This window comes from Aphanizomenon sp. UHCC 0183, assembly GCF_009712065.1.
Classification (GTDB): Bacteria; Cyanobacteriota; Cyanobacteriia; order Cyanobacteriales; family Nostocaceae; genus Dolichospermum; species Dolichospermum heterosporum.
In genome coordinates this window covers 1-17,739 of the sequence record NZ_VILC01000087.1, presented here as the reverse complement: position 1 = coordinate 17,739, position 17,739 = coordinate 1, and the positions used below count along the sequence as shown (strand labels likewise).

The following is a 17,739-nucleotide window of genomic DNA, read 5'->3' as shown; positions in this document are numbered from 1 at the left end:
ATTTTACGTTTCTTTACACAGTTTGGTTTTATTGTGTTCACCTACTTACACAAAATAATAATATTTGACCACAGATAAATTAGTGTTGTTTCACCAAAAATTATAATTAATCCCCTAGAAATGCAACAGATTAATTGTCTTGAATAACTTAAAAAAATGTATTCATGGTCACAAAATTCCCAGAATTGTGAGGGGATCATGATATAAATTCCTGACTATTCATAAAAACTTATATCAATCACGACTGCCATATATATATCTTACGAAAATGACTGATCAGGAATTCTGATTAAAAAATATTGCAATAACTTGATTTAGTTGCTAGTGTGTGTGGGTACGACAGCACTGGTGAATGCTCGGATTATTTAAAAGAGGTGAAATCAATGAGCTTTATCCATCCTGCCAAAAGTCTTTTATGTTGATTATTCCCATGCTGACAACCAGGAATTTCTACTTTCGAGAAGCAATAAAGGGGTATTGCAAATGAGCATAAAAAGTAGCTTCCATCTTGTCACTGCATGGAGATTTGATTTTTGTGTACTGTTCATTAATTGTCTTACCTATTGATTGCCAAGAACGCAACAGGAAGACGAAGAATGAAGAATTTAGAGGTGAAACCCGATGAAGATTCAAGGAAAAGTTGCACTCATTACCGGAGCTTCTCGTGGCATTGGTAAAGCGATCGCCCTAGAATTAGCCAAACAAGGCATGAAAAGGTTAATATTGGTAGCACGCGATCGCCAAAAGTTAGCCGAAGTAGCCGCCGAAATTGAAGCTTTAGGCGTAGAAACTACAATCATGGCTTTGGACTTAACCCACTCCATCAACGTTAACATAGCCGTAGCTCAACTGTGGCGCAGTTATGGACCAATTCATCTCCTCGTAAATTGTGCCGGAGTCGCACATCAAAACTCGTTTCTGCAATCAAAACTTCCCCAACTGCAAGAAGAACTCTCCGTCAATTTGTTGGGAATGTACACCCTTACCAGCTTGATAGCCAAACGCATGGTTAGTCAAAAAAAGGGAATCATTGTCAATGTCTCCAGCTTAATGGGGAAAGTTGCCGCCCCGACAATGGCCACATATTCCGCCACCAAGTTTGCCATTGTCGGATTTACCCAGGCACTACGTCAAGAACTCGCCCAACACAATATTCGCGTTATCGCCCTACTCCCTTCCCTTACCGAAACAGACATGGTGCGTGACTTGCAATCATTTCGGGGAGTAATTCCTATGACACCCGAACAAGTCGCTCAAGCGCTCGTCATCGGCATAGAAAACGATACCGCAGAAATCCTAGTCGGCTGGCAATCTCACTTAGCCGTATTATGCCAACGTCTCGCCCCTTGGTTACTAGAGATCATCTTGCAACTAGCAACACCCAAAAAACCATTACCTGATGCTGCGGGATAAGGTTCAACCTATTTGAGTTTTGTTTCGCACCATCTCTTTTAGAGATACTGAAGGGTAGAGGCTAATAAGCAAAGACACAAAAAACTCTTTGTGTCTTTGCGTAAAGTAAAGTTAAAAAATAGTAGGTTGGGTTAAGCAAAAGCGCAACCCAACTAAAAATTTGATAATGTTGATTTTTAGGCTTAACTAAACTTTATTACCCCATAAATGACTATTGCACAAGAAATACGCTACTACTCACCTGAAGAATACCTAGAATTTGAGGTAAATTCAGAATTACGTCACGAATATATTGATGGATTAATTATCCCCATGACAGGCGGAACACCAAATCATAATAAAATAGCTGGTAATTTATATGTTGCCATACATTTTGCCCTCAAGCGTCAGCCTTACGAAGTCTATTATACTGACCAACGGCTTTGGATTCCTAAACGACGGATTCATACTTATCCTGATGTAATGATTGTTCAAACTCCCCTAGTATTTGAAGAAGGAAGAAATGACACTATTACTAACCCGGTTATGATTGCTGAAGTGTTATCAAAATCTACCAAAGGTTATGATAGAGATGAAAAGTTTGCAGCTTATCGGACTATTGCTAGTTTTCAAGAATATATTTTAATTGACCAATACACAATTCACGTTGAACAATATGTAAAAACTGATAATAGAAAATGGATGTTTTTAGAATATGAAGATATTAATGATACTTTAAATTTAACTTCTGTTTCTTGTCAAATTTCTCTGGCTGATATTTATGAAAAAATAGACTTTACCAGTACAGAATCTTAACTATTTGTCTGAATCAGGATGTCCAGGATTTTGATTTGATTTGTGGTGTACTAATATTTTAATTTGTCTGAATCAGGATATCCAGGATTTAAGGATTTACAGGATGTTGTTTGAAAGTATCATGTTTTGATTTTTGGGCGTTGCTGATTAAGGGTATGAATTTTAGTCTCACGCAAAGGCGCAAAGACGCAAAGGTAAGATTTTTAAAGGTTCAATTTGGAAATTTCATACCTCGATTCAGCAACGCCGATTTTTGATTGTCCATCTTTATCTGTGTTCATCTGCGTTTATCTGCGTACCCTTCGGGAAGCAAGCTACAATTATTCTTGATATTACTGTTAGATTACTAATTTTTTTAAACGAACCACAGAGACACAGAGGACACAGAGAAAAAATATCAGTTATCTTTGTGTGGGAAGGAGGTTCTCGACATAAAAATATGAAAGAACTGCGTTTTTATGCGGACGATGGTGTGTGGCGAATAGCTTTTGCTTTTGATCCAAAAAAGAAAGCAATATTACTTGTAGCTGGTAATAAAGCTGGAACAAGTGAAAAAAGATTTTACAAACAATTAATTACAAAAGCAGATAAAAGATTTGACTCCCATATTCAGGAATTAAAAGACAAAGGAGAATAAAAATATGGCGACAAAATTAAGTGATATCATGGCACAATTACCACCGGAACAGCGGGCAAAAATTGAAGCCCGCGCCCAAGAACTGATTTTGGAAAATATGACTCTTCAAGATATGAGAAAAGCCAGAAAATTAACTCAAGAATCTATGGCAGAATTATTAGGAATCCGTCAAGATAGTGTTTCTAGATTAGAAAAACGGGCGGATCTTTTACTTTCTACATTACGTAGTTATGTAAAAGCAATGGGAGGAGATTTAAAACTTGTGGCAGAATTTCCTGATAGACCTTCTGTGATTATTTCCGCATTAGGAGAATTAGAAGATGAAGATTCCATACCGGAATAATCGTCTTGTCAAGTCTTAAAATATAAAATTCCTCAAAACAAATAGAGAGATTCAGATCCCCGACTTCTTTGATTAATCTTTTCATTTACGCAATTAATTATGTTTAGAAGTTGAGTATCTTTGACCACAAACTAAAATCCTGTAAATCCTTTAATCCTGGATATCCTGATTCTGACAAAATTCAGATCCCCGACTTCTGTTGTTAATCTTCTCATTTAATACAAATGGTGCTTTTATGTCAACTCAACTTACTAATTATTAACAGAATACTCAAACAAACATGGGTTATCTATACGTTTAGAAGCGTCTATTATTTCAATTCCTACAATATTTCCAGCGTCGTCATAATCTAAAATGATTCCTGGTTTTTCTTCATCACTTTCTTCAATTGGTATATTGCTGAATATAATTCTTAAAACATCAACTTCTGCGTCGTAGGTGATTTTCATGATTCTCTCCAGTATTTCTCAATTTTGCATTTGTCTGAATCAGGATGTCCAGGATTTTAGGATTAACAGGATGTTGTTTGAAAGTTTCATGTTTTGATTTTCGATTGTCCATCTTTATCTGTGTTTATCTGCGTTCATCCGCGTACCCTTCGGGAAGCAAGCTACAATTATTCTTGATATTACTGTTACATTAGCATTATTTATTTAACTATTGATTTATTTGAATTAGCAAGATTATAGATAGTCTCCTAATTCTAGGAACTCTTCGGATCTTTGAATCAGTAGTTTTGCATCTTCAGCAGTTAAACGTTCAGAACGATCATAATCTCCCTTTAAACGTATCTGTTCTGCATCAATTAGATAACGGTGAAATTTAGGATCAATTTTACCAGTTCTGGCAAAAAGTTCACCAAATTTACTAATTACAGCGGAGTGTTTGCTAAAACTGAGATTTTCACCTACTAGGAATGCTTCAGCTATATAAAACATGGCATAATAAGCACGAGAAGCAGCAAAATCAGCTAGATTTTCACCAGCTAAATTTTAGCTGCACGCAGACTATATTGAGCTTTTTGCACTAGAAACTCTTGTTCTTTGTTCATAGAAATAAATACCTTATTTTTTGATATTTTGGATAAGCATTGTTTGTTCTTTCTCAAAACGACTGAGGGAGTAAAATAGGTTAGAAATTACTACACTATATTTTAAACAAAGAGGACTAAGAAAAAAGCCAATTTTTTCAATTTCTTTGGTTGCTTGCACTAAATCCTTCAGTATAACTAATACATCAAAATCTGAATCAGGAGTAGCATCACCACGCGCTTGAGAACCAAAAAGAATCACTGCAATTAGTTGATCTTGGTATGTTTCCAGCAAGTTATTACACAATTCCTGCATAATTTCTTCTAGTTTTGGGTGTTTCATCGTTTAGTAATATTTTCTACTTGGAGATATAGCATTTTTTGTCAGAATCAGGATTTTAGGATTTACGGGATGTTGATTTTACTTGTGGTGTACTAATATTTTAATTTGTCAGAATCAGGATGTCCAGGATTTTGGGATTTACAGGATTTAATAAAGTCATCAATCTCAATTATTTTGTGATGTAAAAAGCGAAGCCTACCAAAGATATAAACTCAATTTCCTATCGTGATAATTTATTTTGCATCAATAATTAACCCGATAGGAATTTGTCTTAGTTATTTATCACCACCTCTAGCTAAATGTTCATTTAACAAAACATGGCTTGCTAGTCTAGCCATAGACGGACTCGTTTTTCTACAACCAGATGCTGACTGAGATAAAACTGATCCAGCTAATTGTTTAGCCATATAGTAAAGTTCAAGAGAATTAGGGTCATGGTGAAAATTCTTCATGTTCTTTATTTTTTGTAAATTATGATAACGATCATAGCAAATTAGTTTTTAAAAACGAGGATTTTCCAAAATATCAAGATTTTATTTAGATTTGTATAAACGGGATATCAGTTTAAATTGGGGTTTGCTGGTAATGAGGCTTATATTTTAAAGTTTACAAGTCTCGACGAGAGAGAAGAGACCACAGCACAGACAACCACAACCTCCCCCATCCTTGCGCCTCCCTCCCCCAACAATTTGGGAGGTTTCCTTCTGGTGATGCCTTATCAAAAGTAATATCGCGATAGGATAACCATCTTTGTCCTTTTCTCCATCCTACCGTGTCTCCAAATTTCTGCCAGATTGCACTTTTATATTCTCTTGTTCCACCTAAACCTTGATAAATGCGTGTCTGAACTGAAAAACCAAATTTACCACTGCTGTATTGTACCCACAGATGGTCAATGGTACGAAGGTCTTCACAAGGAAAATCATCAATACTTTTAGTATCTAAATAACCTTCTTGTTCTCGTTTCCCAACTGCTAACATTACCCGTCTTGTTTCTTTATCCGCTTCTTCCCAGTTTCCAGCTTTGAGTAAGTTATCCAGTTTCCTATAGTCTATTCCACAGGATGATTTTAATTGTACCTCTTGGTTTACAGGTTGTGCTGTGGGTATAATTTGCGGCTGTTTTTCCTGTACTAGAAAAAGGTTACAAGTCTCGACGCGAGAGAAGAGAATCACCACATCCTCAACCCAACACCACCCAAAACCCCACCAACACACCAAAAAATCCGGGAGGTGGCCTTCTGGTGCTTTTAAATCATAAATAATATCATTGTAGTCAAACATCCCTATGTTTCCATATCCTACCTTTTGTCCAAAGGCTTGCCATATTTTCTCATCGTACCTTCTCGTTCCACCCAAACCTTGATAAATCCTTTTCTGCACGGAAAAACCAAATTTACCATTGCTGTATTCAACCCACAACTTGTCAATGGTACGAAGGTCTTCACAGGGAAAATTATCAATATGTTGAACATCTAACCGACCTTCATCTTCCCGTTTCGCAACTGCTAAAATTACCCTTGCTGTTTCCTTGTTTGCTTCTTTCCATTTTCCTTTTGCAAGTAAGTAACGCAGTTTCCTGTAGTCCATTCCTACGGCTGATATTAACTCAATATCATCTAATTCTATTAATTTATTATTTTGATTATTAGACTTTTGATTAGGATAACAATTTTCAATAAGAGAGAATATATCCCATCCTACATTTATAAACTCAAAACTACTCATAACTTTAAATATCAAAATCCAGATACAAGCTGGAAATTGACCTTTTGGTGCTTTTATATCAAAAATAATTTCTTTGTAACACAACCAATTATCTGTTATTCTCCATCCTACTGTTTCACCAAATACTTCCCACATTTTTTGATCATAATATTTCGATCCACCTAAACCTTGATAAATCTTTTGCTGTACAGAAAACCCAAATTTACCATCGCTGTATTTTACCCATAATTGGTCAATGGTGCGAATTTCATCACAAGGAAAATTATCAATATCTTCTATTCTTAACCAACCTTCCTCTTCCCGTTCTCCCACACACAAAATTAACTGCAATGTTTCCTTATCTGCTTCTTTCCATCTTCCAGCTTTGAGTAAGTCACGCAGTTTAGTATAATCCATCCCTATGGCTGATTTTAATTCTACGTCATTACCATTATTCCCACTACTTAAACCAGGAAATAAACCCACCCATTCCTTCATACTTTGCGGACGGTTTTTAGGTTCTAATTCTAAACCTTTAATAATCGCTTTATTTAACTTATCACTAATCCTTGAATTTATTCTTTTTGGTTCTATTAAATCATTATTTAACATCTTCCTGGCTAAACAAGGTGTGGGAGTATCTCCAGTCAATAAATAAAACAAAGAAGCAGCTAAAGTATAAACATCAATACTTGGTGCTTTCTCTACTTCTACGATTTGCTCCCAAGGTGCAAAAGCCCGATTACCAGTTCGATTAATACTTTGACTATTCACATTTCCGGCTAAACCAAAATCTATTAAAATTACAGTATTGCTATTTTCTCTTAATATCATATTCCCAGGATGTGCGTCCCGGTGAATAATGCCATTTTGATGACAGATAGATAAAGCGTCAGCAATTTGTTTAATATAATCAATAGCAATTTTTTCCGATAAAATGCCCTTGTCTTGGATTAAATGATATAAATTTTCACCCTTAACAAAATCCATGACTAAACATGGTAAATTATCTTCTTCAAAAAAGTCTATAATTCTGACAATATTAGGATGATGATTTTGAGAAATTTTGGCTAATGTTCTTCCTTCCTTGCGAAAACCTTCCACATATTTAGGATAATTAACATCTCTACACAACCAACTATTAGGAGTTTTAATAACAACGGGAAAATTCAAATCTTGATGTCTAGCTTTATAAGTAATTCCAAAACCTCCTTCTCCAATGACTTTTTCTATAATGTATTGGGGACGTTGTTTTAATGGTTTTCCTGGTTGTAACATGATGAAATAGTATTTTGTGTGAATCAGGATTAACAGGATTTAAGGATTAACAGGATTTAGATCCTCAACTTCTAGGATAATTGATTTTGATACAGGATGATTGGATCAAAGAAATTAGGGATATTTTAGATATGGGTAAAAATAATGATGTTAACAATACAAAATATTACTATATATGCGCGGACAGATTTCCACTCATAATATAAATATAGCGAATATTTTGCGTCTTGTCAAGTCTAAAAATGGAAAATGGGTAAAAAACCGACTTCCCCAACAGTTTCTTTTTTCTGGCTTGGCCTTTTGTTTATACTTTTTGCTAAACTTTTGCTAAAATCATATTAGACATCCATTAAAATACCATCATCTTAATTTATGCAAATCAAAGAAATAATTATACAAGAAATACAGCAAATACCAGAAATTGAACTAACCCAAATACTTAATTTCGTTCGTGCTATCAAAGAAAAAACCAACTCGAAACCAACTGAATATAAACCTATTTGGGAAGTAGCTGATGATATTATTAAAGACATTCCTGAAGAAGTTTTAGAAACACTTCCTACTGATGGAGCAGAAAAACATGATTACTATCTTTATCAACAAAAATCCATACAATAATAGACAATAAATAATGAAAAGAGTTTTTGCAGATACATTTTATTGGATAGCATTGATTAATAAAAGTGATTCATGGTATCAGCGTGTAAAAAGCTATAGCGTTAATCTTGAAAATATTGAAATTATTACAACAGAGGAAGTTTTAACAGAAACCATAAATTTTTTTGCTTCCTTTCCCACACCAATGAGAGCAGCAGTTTCTCAGCTAGTAGTTCAAATTATTCAAGATCATAATATTCAAGTAATACCTCAAACCCATGAATCATTTATAGCTGGTTTAGAGTTATTTCAACAAAGATTTGATAAAGGATATAGTTTAACAGACTGTATTTCTATGATAACAATGAAAAATCTCAATATCATAGATATTTTAACCCATGATAAACATTTTACACAAGAGGGATTTCTCATCTTGTTTAAAGATTAAAAGTCAAATTATGTATGGGTTTATGAAAAGCGATATTGCTGACATATCCTACCATCTAACCACCCTAAAAAACCCACTCCACACCTCAGACAGATGAAAAGGCATAGACTCGGCATCTAGAATATCAAAGCCCGATTGATACCAAAAGTATGAATTCAAACTTTCATATTTGGACGCTGACACCTACAGATGTCTACAAGACACTAACAACTACTCCCCAAGGTCTTAGCGAGGTAGAAACTAATTTAAGATTAAAACAATCTGGTTATCACGAACTTCCCGAACCCCAAACACCGGAATTAGGTTGGGCAATTTGGGCAGTAATTTGGGTTAATATTTTTTTATTTAACACTTCCCCCAATCAATATTATTAAGTGAAATTTGAAACCACCAATTTATCTTTTTTTCTCCGGTAAATTGCGCGGGGGGATCATTATTCCTTCATAAAACTGCCTTTCCAACTTACTCAAATTCCACCATCCTGCACTGAACAACAGAGGAACAAATGTTTCCACCAGCACTAATAAAATTGATTTTGTCTCCACCAAAAAAGCCAACAAAGGACTACTAGCTAAAGCCAGAATAGTAAAAACACCACACCAGAATTTTAACTGTTGAATTTTCTTTAAAGCCTGACGACAACTAGCACATTTTTCTGTATGGGAATGATATCTTTCTAGTAGTAATTCTCTATTTAGTAACAGTGGTGGTAAAGATTCCCCTGGAAATGTTTCCCCATGATATTGATTTACCCATTTACGTAACTCAGCCACAAAAGTATCTGCTTTCGTCGCCAGATAAAAGGCTTTATTAAAATTAGCACTACCACCTTTAGCAGCTAAATAACGTTCTTGATAATGGAGAAAAATTTGATCATCTTCTAAAACGCCATTTTGTCCAATATGGACATACCAACGAGGACGAATTTTAATAAAAAATCCTGGTAATTTAGACTTGAACTTAAAAGGAAACCGGGCAATTATGCGACATTCACCTTTGCGAATGGGGACAGCATAAACAACGGTTAAAATTCTGCCTTTCTCAGCATTAATATCATGCCACATCAAACCAGGGGCAATAAATGTTGTGGAAAGTTTTCCCGATTGTCCCGCTTTTAACCCCTGTTTCCAAATCCCTTCAAAACCATATTTTCCTGATTCAACTATTTCTAATTCTAAAGGTGCAGCATTGGCACGATTTCCCACTGTCAGATGATGGGTAAAGGCAATATGACTAGGATCAAGGATATTTTCTAATAATGTTAAAGCATCATAAGGAACATCTCGAAAAGTGTTCATAATTACCCATCCTTCCGGTGCTGCTTCTATGGGTTCAATTACAGGAACTTTGGTATTTACAGCATTTTCTGGATTACCAGCATAGACAAATAATAATCCTTGTTTTTCTGTTGTTGGTAAAGATGGTACGCAAGCCCTGGGAGAGGTTTCTGCTTTTGCACCTGCAACCTGTTGGGGAATTTTTTGACAACTTCCATCTCCAGCAAATGACCAACCATGATAAGGACATTCTAACAATCCATCTTCATTAATTCTGCCTTCCGAAAGAGGTGCAAGACGGTGAGGACATTGATCTATAAATACTTGCCAAGATGAGTTTTTCTGATCCCACCAAATCACAATATCTTTACCCAAAAGAGTGAAAGGTGTGGGTTTGGATTTGTCTAAATCTTGAAGGTAGTGAACTGGATACCATGCTTCTGCTAATTCAAAAGCATCTGGGTTACTCCCTCCAGGTAATATTTCTGTTAAAGAATTCTCGTTGATAATAGATTGTGTTTGCACCATTTTCTGTATTGATTAATTTTCAATAACTTTTAATTGAACATTCTAGCAAGAACCATCCCTAATTGCACACTGATAATTCCCAAGATTGTACTACCTGAAAAATAACCAGCAGCGGCTAACCAATTACCACGTTGTAACAAGCCAACTGTATCTAAACCAAAAGTAGAAAAAGTAGTATATGCACCTAAAAATCCTGTAGCGACAATTAACTTAATTTCTGGGGAAATCAGCGCTGTTTTTTCCATAGCTAAAGTTGCGAAAAACCCCATTACTAAACAACCGCTAATATTAATAAAAAAAGTTCCATAGGGAAAACTGAAACCAAAGCGGTTCGTAAACCACAAAGTTAAATAATAGCGACTTAAAGCCCCAGCTATTGCCCCTAAACTAATAGCAATGGGAACACGAATTTCTGCCTGTTGTAACATTATTAAGTAGTCGGACAAAATTAAATTCACTCGTTGAGAGAGGGAACAGGGAACAGGGAACAGAAAAATCAGTTGTGTAATTAATTCTGTCCCATTACTTAATCTTTTATTCAATTAACCTCAAACGGAAAACCGTACTCTAGTGAGAGGTTTTCATCACTGTACCCCAAATTTGAACTCGATACAATCAAGGGGTGGGTAAAAAGATGCTGTTGTCCAGATAAAATTACAAAAATTAATACAGCATAAGTAGGAGAGTTATCAAGATGGGAAATCAACTGAAAACTGCTATTTTACTAGCTACCCTCAGTGGCTTATTAATAGCAATTAGTTACTGGGTAATTGGTGGTACGGGGGGCTTAGTCATCGGAGTTGGGTTAGCAGCAGCGACTAACCTCTTCTCTTGGTATCAATCAGATAAGATTGCTTTAGCAGTATATAACGCCCAACCTGTCACCGCAGCAGAAGCACCAGCACTGTATCGTATCGTCCAAAAATTATCTACCCGTGCCAATATTCCCATGCCGGGAGTGTACATTGTTCCTAGTCCCACTGCCAATGCTTTTGCGACAGGACGAGATCCTGAACACGCGGCTGTGGCCGTCACCGCCGGGATTTTAGACATCCTCCCACAGGATGAATTAGAAGGCGTAATTGCCCACGAACTTACCCATATTATTAATCGTGATACCTTAACTCAAGCGATCGCCGCCACTGTCGCCGGTGCTATTTCTTTCCTGGCGCAGATGCTCAGTTATAGTATGTGGTTTGGTGGCGGTTCACGGGATAATGAAAGAGGTGGCAATCCTTTAGGTGTATTAGCTACAGTCATATTTGCGCCCATTGCTGCTACTGTGATTCAGTTGGCAATTTCCCGCACAAGAGAATTTTCGGCTGATGCTGGAGCAGCAAAATTAACAGGTAATCCTCGCGCATTAGCTAGAGCGTTACAACGGTTAGAATCCACAGCTAGACAAATGCCTTTGAATGCTAACCCAGCCTTTGAACCATTATTAATTATTCATCCCATTTCCGGTCAGTTTTTGGGAAATCTTTTCTCTAGTCACCCAGCAACTGAAGCAAGAGTGGAAGCTTTACTGCAATTAGAATCGCAACTTATTAGTCGTTAATAATCTATCTTTGGTCATAAGTATATTGATAAATCCCCAATTAACTGATGACCAAATTATGATGATTACAGGTGCAATTTTCATCCACAAGTAAACTTTACCAACAGGATGTGGCAACCATGACTACTAACAATATTGAATCTATAGAAATCGTCGAAATTAGTCTGCAAACTAGCCAAAATGGTGAAACAGACGAAGTTAAGCAGGAAACTACAGCACTATTGGAAGCAATTAAAAAACGCGCCCAAGCTGAAGCTGAATCTGCCGGTACTATTACCCGTGAAACCTATTTGAATGCTGTACGTCAAGTCCGGGAAGCTATTGAAAGAGATAAACTCATTGAACGTGACCGTTTAGAATATTCTTGGGCAAGAATTCAAGAAGAATTAGACCATAATTGGAATTTACTGCATAAAGATATCACAGATTTAGGTGAGAGATTCCAAAATGCTGCTAAAGCAGCTTGGGAAGCTTTCAATGCCCCTCGTGATCAAAATTAATATAGGGGTACGCACTCTTTGTGAAATCCAGTCAGCAAATCGTAAAGTAGGGGCGGGGTTTCCCCGCCCTCACAGACAACTTTTTCAGCAAACCCTATATAAGTAATTGGACAAAAATATTTACAGTCATTGCGAGCGAAGGGAAGCAATCACAACCCTTGGAATTGCTTCATTTCACTTCGTTCCATATGGCTAACGCCACGCTGCGCTAACGCAATGACATTGTGTGATTAATTCTGTCTCACTACTTAGCACTTGATTAATAAATCTAAACCGTTCTATAAAACTTACCCAAAATTACCAAAGTCTAGACACATCTGGACAGCGATAATCTTAGTGTTTATTTCCTGCTTCATCGCGGTCTTAGAATGACTTCCAATCTTGTTTGCCCGCTCCACAGACAATCTCGGTAGAACTTACCGTTTCTGACCGTAGTTCCTAAAAAGAACCCTTGACAAATAAATATTTTCAGAGAAGTTCAAAATTAATAATCGGCAAAAATAAACAATAAAAAATCAGGCACTTTAGATAATTCTTTCTTCTTCCTTCTAACTCCTAACTCCTGACGCAATTGGGGAAGAGGAAATTACAAAAATTGCTTTTCTTATTCCCTCTTCCCTATTCTTATTTGAAAGCAACTTTCACATTAGCAACAGCAACTTCCTTAGCAGATGCTTCAATATTCACCGTTGCAGGTGCACTAGAACCCTTAAACCACAGTAGTACAGCAGGAGCTACACCTAGCGCCACACCTAGCAATACCGGGATAGGAAACCCCGCCGCCAAACTCATCACTGTCGCAAAACCGAAATTACCCAAATAAACTAATAAAGGGATATTCAATTGGTAATTGTCCAATTTAATCGGGTTTTTGCTCCATAACAAAGCCGCTACAGTCATAAATAACGACCCAGTACCCATCCAACCTGCAAAGTTCTGGTAAGGCATTCCAAAGAAAGCTCCAGGTTGTTGCCAATACCAGAAGGGAAGAGAAGTTTGACTCATAGCTGGGTCAAGCACAAAATCCCAAGAAGTGAGCAGTAAAGCCCCCAAAACAATTGCTCCAACGTGACGGAACAAAGTGGGTTTTTTATCTACGTCTAAACCCGCCCGCGCCAACACATAAGAAACACATCCTACATAAAACCATGAAAGGGGAATTGTGAAAGGTACCAAACCAGAAATTTTATACCCCAAACCACTCAGATAGCTGTAGTGACCAAAAGGAAAGCCAGTGCTAGTTCCTAATAATTCACTAGCCAAAGAAATTAATACAGATGGGATTAAAAATCCTAAAGCGCGTCCCAAACCTAAAGTCCGGTAAGCATAGAGGAACACTCCCACCGCCCCCAAAATCATATATACCACACCGCCGCCCGCCATGCTCCACTGCATGACGCTTTGTCCAAACTCTGATAAGCTGACAATTTGTTCAGCATTGGGAATAACAATCAGTATTCCCACCAGTCCAAATACCATAGAAACGATATGACCAATTAGGCATACGCGCTCGACGATAACAAGTTGTCTCATGATCAATCCTTAATGATATGCCAGATGGCTACTCAACTGTTAACAGTTTACAAATATTTATGAACGATTTAACTAAATGTTGATATTTATTCTCTCGACTTGAGAATCAAGAGGAAAATTCAACCTTTAGAAACCTTATAGGTTCAGTAAATTTGTGAAATAATGAATGCAACTGATATTGAAAATACCAGTATATAACGATTTGTAACTGAGTGGGGTACAGAACTTTTAAAGTCATAGCAACCGCCAAGTTTATACGAACTAGGGGAGAAATTTCCTTTTTCCGTCCTCCTGACTTCTAACTGGGCGCAGGCCCTGCGCCCCTACCTCCTGACTTTTGCTATATGTCAATTTTGAAAAAAATTCCTTGGTTTTCTCTAACACTTGTATTGCTGAGTTACAGTACATTAGGCTGGGTGATATTTGAAGAAAAAGCCCCTTGGTATGTACGGCTGATAACTGTGCTAACCATCCTGCTGTCACTAATTTCTGTCACCAACCCTTGGTTAAAACTCGATGATTATTCTCATATTTTCTTCAAGTCAAACGCTAGGACTTTTTTGGTGGCTATCTTAGCAGCTTTCCTATTTTTTCTAATGATTGCCTGGTTTCGGGTATTTCTTGATACTTTACTTATTATCTGCGCCACTATTTTAGCTAAAATAGACTTTCAATCAGTTGGTTTAAAACCAGCACTAGCTTTTGGCTATATATCTTTTTGCTCACTGCTGGGTTTAGGATTGGGCGCACTTATCAATTACTACATTTAGAATTAGTCATTAGTCATTAGTCATTAATTAATATACTCAAAACGGTTGGGACATGGACTTTTGCGAAATCACGAAAACCTTAGATTTGTAGGGGTAAAGCAAGAGCTTCATTGGTGTCAACTTAAGCTTAAATCCCTACCACATCTCATTCCCAGTCAGAGACTGGGAATGAGATGACTTGAGTTCTTTGCGGGATAGAGGTTTTACGTTAAGTTGACACCTATGAGTTTTTGCTTTACCCCTACCCGGAGAATCAAATAATTAAGCCGTTTTGGATATAACTAATGGCCAATAACTAATAAATAACTAGCTGGCTACAGCTTCTACAAGTTCTACCGCTACTGGATAAACGCTGACTTTCTTCTGGCTTTTACCTCTTCTTTCAAAGGTAACTACACCATCAACTAAAGCGAATAAAGTATCATCACTACCGATACCAACATTATTACCAGGGTGAACCTTAGTACCACGTTGACGGACGAGAATATTACCTGCGCGTACAGTTTGTCCACCGTAACGCTTTACACCTAGTCGTTGAGCATTAGAGTCACGACCGTTTCGCGTACTACCCGTTCCCTTCTTATGAGCCATGATTTCCTCTTTTCTATTTACTTTATTTATCCCAGCTAGTTATCTAGTTTAGGCTAGGAAAAAGATGATTAATGATTGGCAATTAAATTACTCTTGCTCACCTCTTGCCTATTCCTTAACTAGCAACTTAACCTTATTTATGATTCTTCTGCGGTTTCTTCCACGAAATCAGCATTAATGACGGGACTTTCCGCCATCGTTGGGGCTTCTTCGTAAGCTAAAACTTCGCCGTTAAGATTGATAGAATTAATCAAAAATCTGGTAATTTCCTGGCGATGTCCCCGTTTTTTGCGGGTTTTCTTTTTAGGTTTCATCTTATACACCAGGACTTTGCGACCTCTGAAATGTCGCATAATTGTCCCTTCCACTGTCGCACCTTCTACTAAAGGTTGTCCAATGGAAACTGCGCCTTCGTGATGTACAAGTAATACTGCGTTGATGGTAACTTTTTCATCTGGTTCAGCGGTTAGTAGTTCAATGTCGTAAAAGCGACCTGCTTCTACTTTCATTTGCTTACCGCCAGTTTCGATAATCGCGTAGGTCATTAAAATCGTCCTTGAGTTGCCGTACAGGTAGCTGGCTATAATCTCCCGTAGAGACGCTATTTATAGCTTTTGCCAGCCTTTGAAGTATGTCTACCTGATCCGAGCAGGAGTTAGACAGACAATCTAATATATTACCTGATTGATAGCTAATCAGTCAACCTTTTATAAAATATAATTTTATAAGACCTCGCGGTAAGCGTAAAACTCAGCGGCTTGGTTCCCTGAGATAAGCTGTTACACAGCTAAATTGCTAAATTGTATAATCCTAATATTCTGAATTCTTGTTTAACAGGCAAGATGCCTGTTCCACTTATACAAATTAAATGCACAACAGCTTATAAGCGACACGAGGGATTTTAATCCCTGTGGTATGTTACAATTAAATTGTGGGTAAGAACAAGAAAACATTTATGTGTTGAAGCATCCTAGTACGTAGAAATCCCGGCTCATAGGAAACAACGGTATTTTTGGCGTTGCTGAATTGGCGTATGATTTTTGGAGGTAGAGGCGTTCCATGGAACGTCTCTACAAGAGTCTTGAACCTATGCAAAATTATTTTCATCCCTAAAATCAGCAACGCCTAATTTTTATTAGATAAATATGAAAAGGATAGAAGTTGAACAAAGAACTATTTTTGTGGGTTTAGCTGGTAGTCATGGTTATGGTTTAAATCGTCCTGAATCAGATTATGATTATCGTGGTGTATTTATTGCTCCTAAACGCTATTATTTAGGTTTTGATAGTATTGAGCAAAAGGATTCGGGATGGGATGAACCAGGGATATTCCCGTTTATAGATGGTAATGAAGATACAGTTATTTATGAATTAAGGAAAGTTCTACATTTATTGGCTGGGGCAAATCCTAATGTTTTAGAATTGCTGTGGTTAACGAATTATCCTTTTTTAACAAATGTTGGACAACATTTAATTAATCATCGCAAGTTGTTTTTGAGTAAAAAGGTAAAACACACTTATTCTGGTTATGCTTTTGCTCAAATCAAGAAGATGGAAACTCATCGTAAATGGTTATTAAATCCACCCACGAAGAAACCTATTCCCTCTGATTTCGATATTATGGATGAAGTTCCTTTAAGTAAAGATGAGTTAAATGCTTTTTTGGAGTATCTTTATCTTTTAATTAGGGGGAAAATTGAATTTTTGGAAGAATCTGAACAGTTATATAAATTGCTGACTGCGGATATTGATTTTAAAGGTGTTTTAAAACAATACACTTTAGCAGATGAAACTTTAGCATATACTCAAAATTTAACTCATGGACGTAAGGATTTTATTCGCCTTTTACAAAAAAGTCAAAGTTATCAAATTGCGTTGCGAGAATGGAAGGCTTATATATCTTGGCAGGAAAATAGAAACCCTGCAAGAGCCGAAATGGAAAAAAAATCAGGTTATGATTTAAAACATGGAATGCACTGTATTAGATTACTACGCAGTGGATTGGAAATTTTGCAGCGGGGAGAAGTAACTGTAGATAGAAATTTAGCTGGTGATATTGATGATTTAAAGGCTATTCTGCGGGGTAATTATAGTTATGAAGAGTTGATGAAAATGGCGGAAGATTTGGTTGCTCAAATGGATGCTTTTTATGAGCAATCTAGTTTACCACATCGTCCTGATTTGGAGCAAATTAATGATTTGTGTATGGAGTTGGTGGAAATGCAAGGTTGGGACTCTCAGGGCTAAAGCCACTGAGTTTCCCACTTACCGCGAGGTTTTATGAAAACAATTGCTACTAACGTTAAAACCCCACCAGGAGATTGCGGGAAGGCTGGGAGCCGCGTCTCTTTAGAGCGCGGGGGAAAGCCTACTCGTGCGGTTTTAACCGCTG

21 protein-coding genes are annotated in these 17,739 nt (G+C 36.9%); 11 read left to right on the top strand and 10 right to left on the bottom strand.

Features of this window, described 5'->3' with window-relative positions:
• Positions 1-621 precede the first annotated feature (621 nt).
• The 4 genes from FJR37_RS21350 to FJR37_RS21335 all read left to right on the top strand — a co-directional run bounded on the left by FJR37_RS21350 (position 622) and on the right by FJR37_RS21335 (position 3,188).
• Entirely contained in the window at positions 622-1,413 is a 792-nt protein-coding gene (locus tag FJR37_RS21350) for an SDR family oxidoreductase (protein ID WP_027403149.1), read from the top strand.
• 207 nt (positions 1,414-1,620) lie between these two features.
• Positions 1,621-2,208 (top strand): Uma2 family endonuclease, encoded by a 588-nt coding sequence (locus FJR37_RS21345; RefSeq protein WP_039202284.1) that lies wholly within the window; start codon positions 1,621-1,623, stop codon positions 2,206-2,208.
• 319 nt (positions 2,209-2,527) lie between these two features.
• Positions 2,528-2,845, top strand: coding sequence for a type II toxin-antitoxin system RelE/ParE family toxin (locus tag FJR37_RS21340; protein ID WP_371416156.1), 318 nt, complete (start codon positions 2,528-2,530; stop codon positions 2,843-2,845).
• A gap of 4 nt (positions 2,846-2,849) precedes the next feature.
• Complete coding sequence (locus FJR37_RS21335) at positions 2,850-3,188, top strand: XRE family transcriptional regulator (protein ID WP_039202282.1); 339 nt, start codon at positions 2,850-2,852, stop codon at positions 3,186-3,188.
• A gap of 251 nt (positions 3,189-3,439) precedes the next feature.
• Here the strand turns inward: FJR37_RS21335 and FJR37_RS21330 are convergent, their stop codons facing one another.
• The 5 genes from FJR37_RS21330 to FJR37_RS27135 form a co-directional block, all read right to left on the bottom strand.
• The gene (locus FJR37_RS21330; RefSeq protein ID WP_039202281.1) at positions 3,440-3,637 is read right to left on the bottom strand and encodes a DUF2283 domain-containing protein; all 198 of its coding nucleotides are present in this window, start codon (positions 3,635-3,637) and stop codon (positions 3,440-3,442) included.
• A 234-nt stretch (positions 3,638-3,871) separates the two neighbouring features.
• Positions 3,872-4,126, bottom strand: coding sequence for a HEPN domain-containing protein (locus FJR37_RS21325; RefSeq protein WP_081981459.1), 255 nt, complete (start codon positions 4,124-4,126; stop codon positions 3,872-3,874).
• 126 nt (positions 4,127-4,252) lie between these two features.
• Positions 4,253-4,561, bottom strand: coding sequence for a nucleotidyltransferase domain-containing protein (locus tag FJR37_RS21320; protein WP_039202279.1), 309 nt, complete (start codon positions 4,559-4,561; stop codon positions 4,253-4,255).
• A 275-nt stretch (positions 4,562-4,836) separates the two neighbouring features.
• Positions 4,837-5,013: a hypothetical protein gene (locus FJR37_RS21315; RefSeq protein WP_160289986.1), complete on the bottom strand. Its 177-nt coding sequence runs from the start codon at positions 5,011-5,013 to the stop codon at positions 4,837-4,839.
• Between the two features lie 154 nt (positions 5,014-5,167).
• A complete protein-coding gene (locus FJR37_RS27135; protein ID WP_254434636.1) occupies positions 5,168-7,546 on the bottom strand; it encodes a serine/threonine-protein kinase in 2,379 nt (792 codons plus the stop codon).
• Between the two features lie 372 nt (positions 7,547-7,918).
• Between FJR37_RS27135 and FJR37_RS21295 the strand changes: the two genes are divergently transcribed.
• From FJR37_RS21295 to FJR37_RS21285, 3 genes are all read left to right on the top strand, one after another.
• On the top strand, positions 7,919-8,164 hold the full coding sequence (locus tag FJR37_RS21295; RefSeq protein ID WP_039202277.1) for a hypothetical protein: 246 nt from the start codon (positions 7,919-7,921) through the stop codon (positions 8,162-8,164).
• 13 nt (positions 8,165-8,177) lie between these two features.
• Complete coding sequence (locus FJR37_RS21290) at positions 8,178-8,591, top strand: type II toxin-antitoxin system VapC family toxin (RefSeq protein ID WP_039202276.1); 414 nt, start codon at positions 8,178-8,180, stop codon at positions 8,589-8,591.
• Positions 8,592-8,740: 149 nt separating this feature from the next.
• On the top strand, positions 8,741-8,965 hold the full coding sequence (locus tag FJR37_RS21285; protein ID WP_039202275.1) for a cation-transporting P-type ATPase: 225 nt from the start codon (positions 8,741-8,743) through the stop codon (positions 8,963-8,965).
• Positions 8,966-8,986: 21 nt separating this feature from the next.
• On the opposite strand, the gene FJR37_RS21280 is transcribed toward FJR37_RS21285, so the two are convergent.
• A complete protein-coding gene (locus FJR37_RS21280; RefSeq protein WP_039202272.1) occupies positions 8,987-10,396 on the bottom strand; it encodes a Rieske 2Fe-2S domain-containing protein in 1,410 nt (469 codons plus the stop codon).
• A gap of 29 nt (positions 10,397-10,425) precedes the next feature.
• Positions 10,426-10,824: a fluoride efflux transporter CrcB gene (gene crcB, locus FJR37_RS21275; RefSeq protein WP_053540813.1), complete on the bottom strand. Its 399-nt coding sequence runs from the start codon at positions 10,822-10,824 to the stop codon at positions 10,426-10,428.
• Positions 10,825-11,090: 266 nt separating this feature from the next.
• Between crcB and FJR37_RS21270 the strand changes: the two genes are divergently transcribed.
• On the top strand, positions 11,091-11,954 hold the full coding sequence (locus tag FJR37_RS21270; RefSeq protein WP_027403153.1) for a zinc metalloprotease HtpX: 864 nt from the start codon (positions 11,091-11,093) through the stop codon (positions 11,952-11,954).
• Between the two features lie 119 nt (positions 11,955-12,073).
• A complete protein-coding gene (locus FJR37_RS21265; RefSeq protein ID WP_027403154.1) occupies positions 12,074-12,454 on the top strand; it encodes a hypothetical protein in 381 nt (126 codons plus the stop codon).
• A 624-nt stretch (positions 12,455-13,078) separates the two neighbouring features.
• Here the strand turns inward: FJR37_RS21265 and cruF are convergent.
• Complete coding sequence (cruF, locus tag FJR37_RS21260; protein ID WP_039202271.1) at positions 13,079-13,987, bottom strand: gamma-carotene 1'-hydroxylase CruF; 909 nt, start codon at positions 13,985-13,987, stop codon at positions 13,079-13,081.
• Positions 13,988-14,331: 344 nt separating this feature from the next.
• Between cruF and FJR37_RS21255 the strand changes: the two genes are divergently transcribed.
• The gene (locus FJR37_RS21255; RefSeq protein WP_039202268.1) at positions 14,332-14,757 is read left to right on the top strand and encodes a hypothetical protein; all 426 of its coding nucleotides are present in this window, start codon (positions 14,332-14,334) and stop codon (positions 14,755-14,757) included.
• Positions 14,758-15,063: 306 nt separating this feature from the next.
• Here FJR37_RS21255 and rpmA read toward each other — a convergent pair whose 3' ends face one another.
• Both rpmA and rplU read right to left on the bottom strand, forming a co-directional pair.
• Positions 15,064-15,348, bottom strand: coding sequence for a 50S ribosomal protein L27 (gene rpmA / locus FJR37_RS21250; RefSeq protein ID WP_027403157.1), 285 nt, complete (start codon positions 15,346-15,348; stop codon positions 15,064-15,066).
• A 137-nt stretch (positions 15,349-15,485) separates the two neighbouring features.
• On the bottom strand, positions 15,486-15,893 hold the full coding sequence (rplU, locus tag FJR37_RS21245) for a 50S ribosomal protein L21 (protein ID WP_027403158.1): 408 nt from the start codon (positions 15,891-15,893) through the stop codon (positions 15,486-15,488).
• Positions 15,894-16,493: 600 nt separating this feature from the next.
• Between rplU and FJR37_RS21240 the strand changes: the two genes are divergently transcribed.
• A complete protein-coding gene (locus tag FJR37_RS21240; protein ID WP_039202266.1) occupies positions 16,494-17,594 on the top strand; it encodes a DNA polymerase beta superfamily protein in 1,101 nt (366 codons plus the stop codon).
• Positions 17,595-17,739 lie beyond the last annotated feature (145 nt).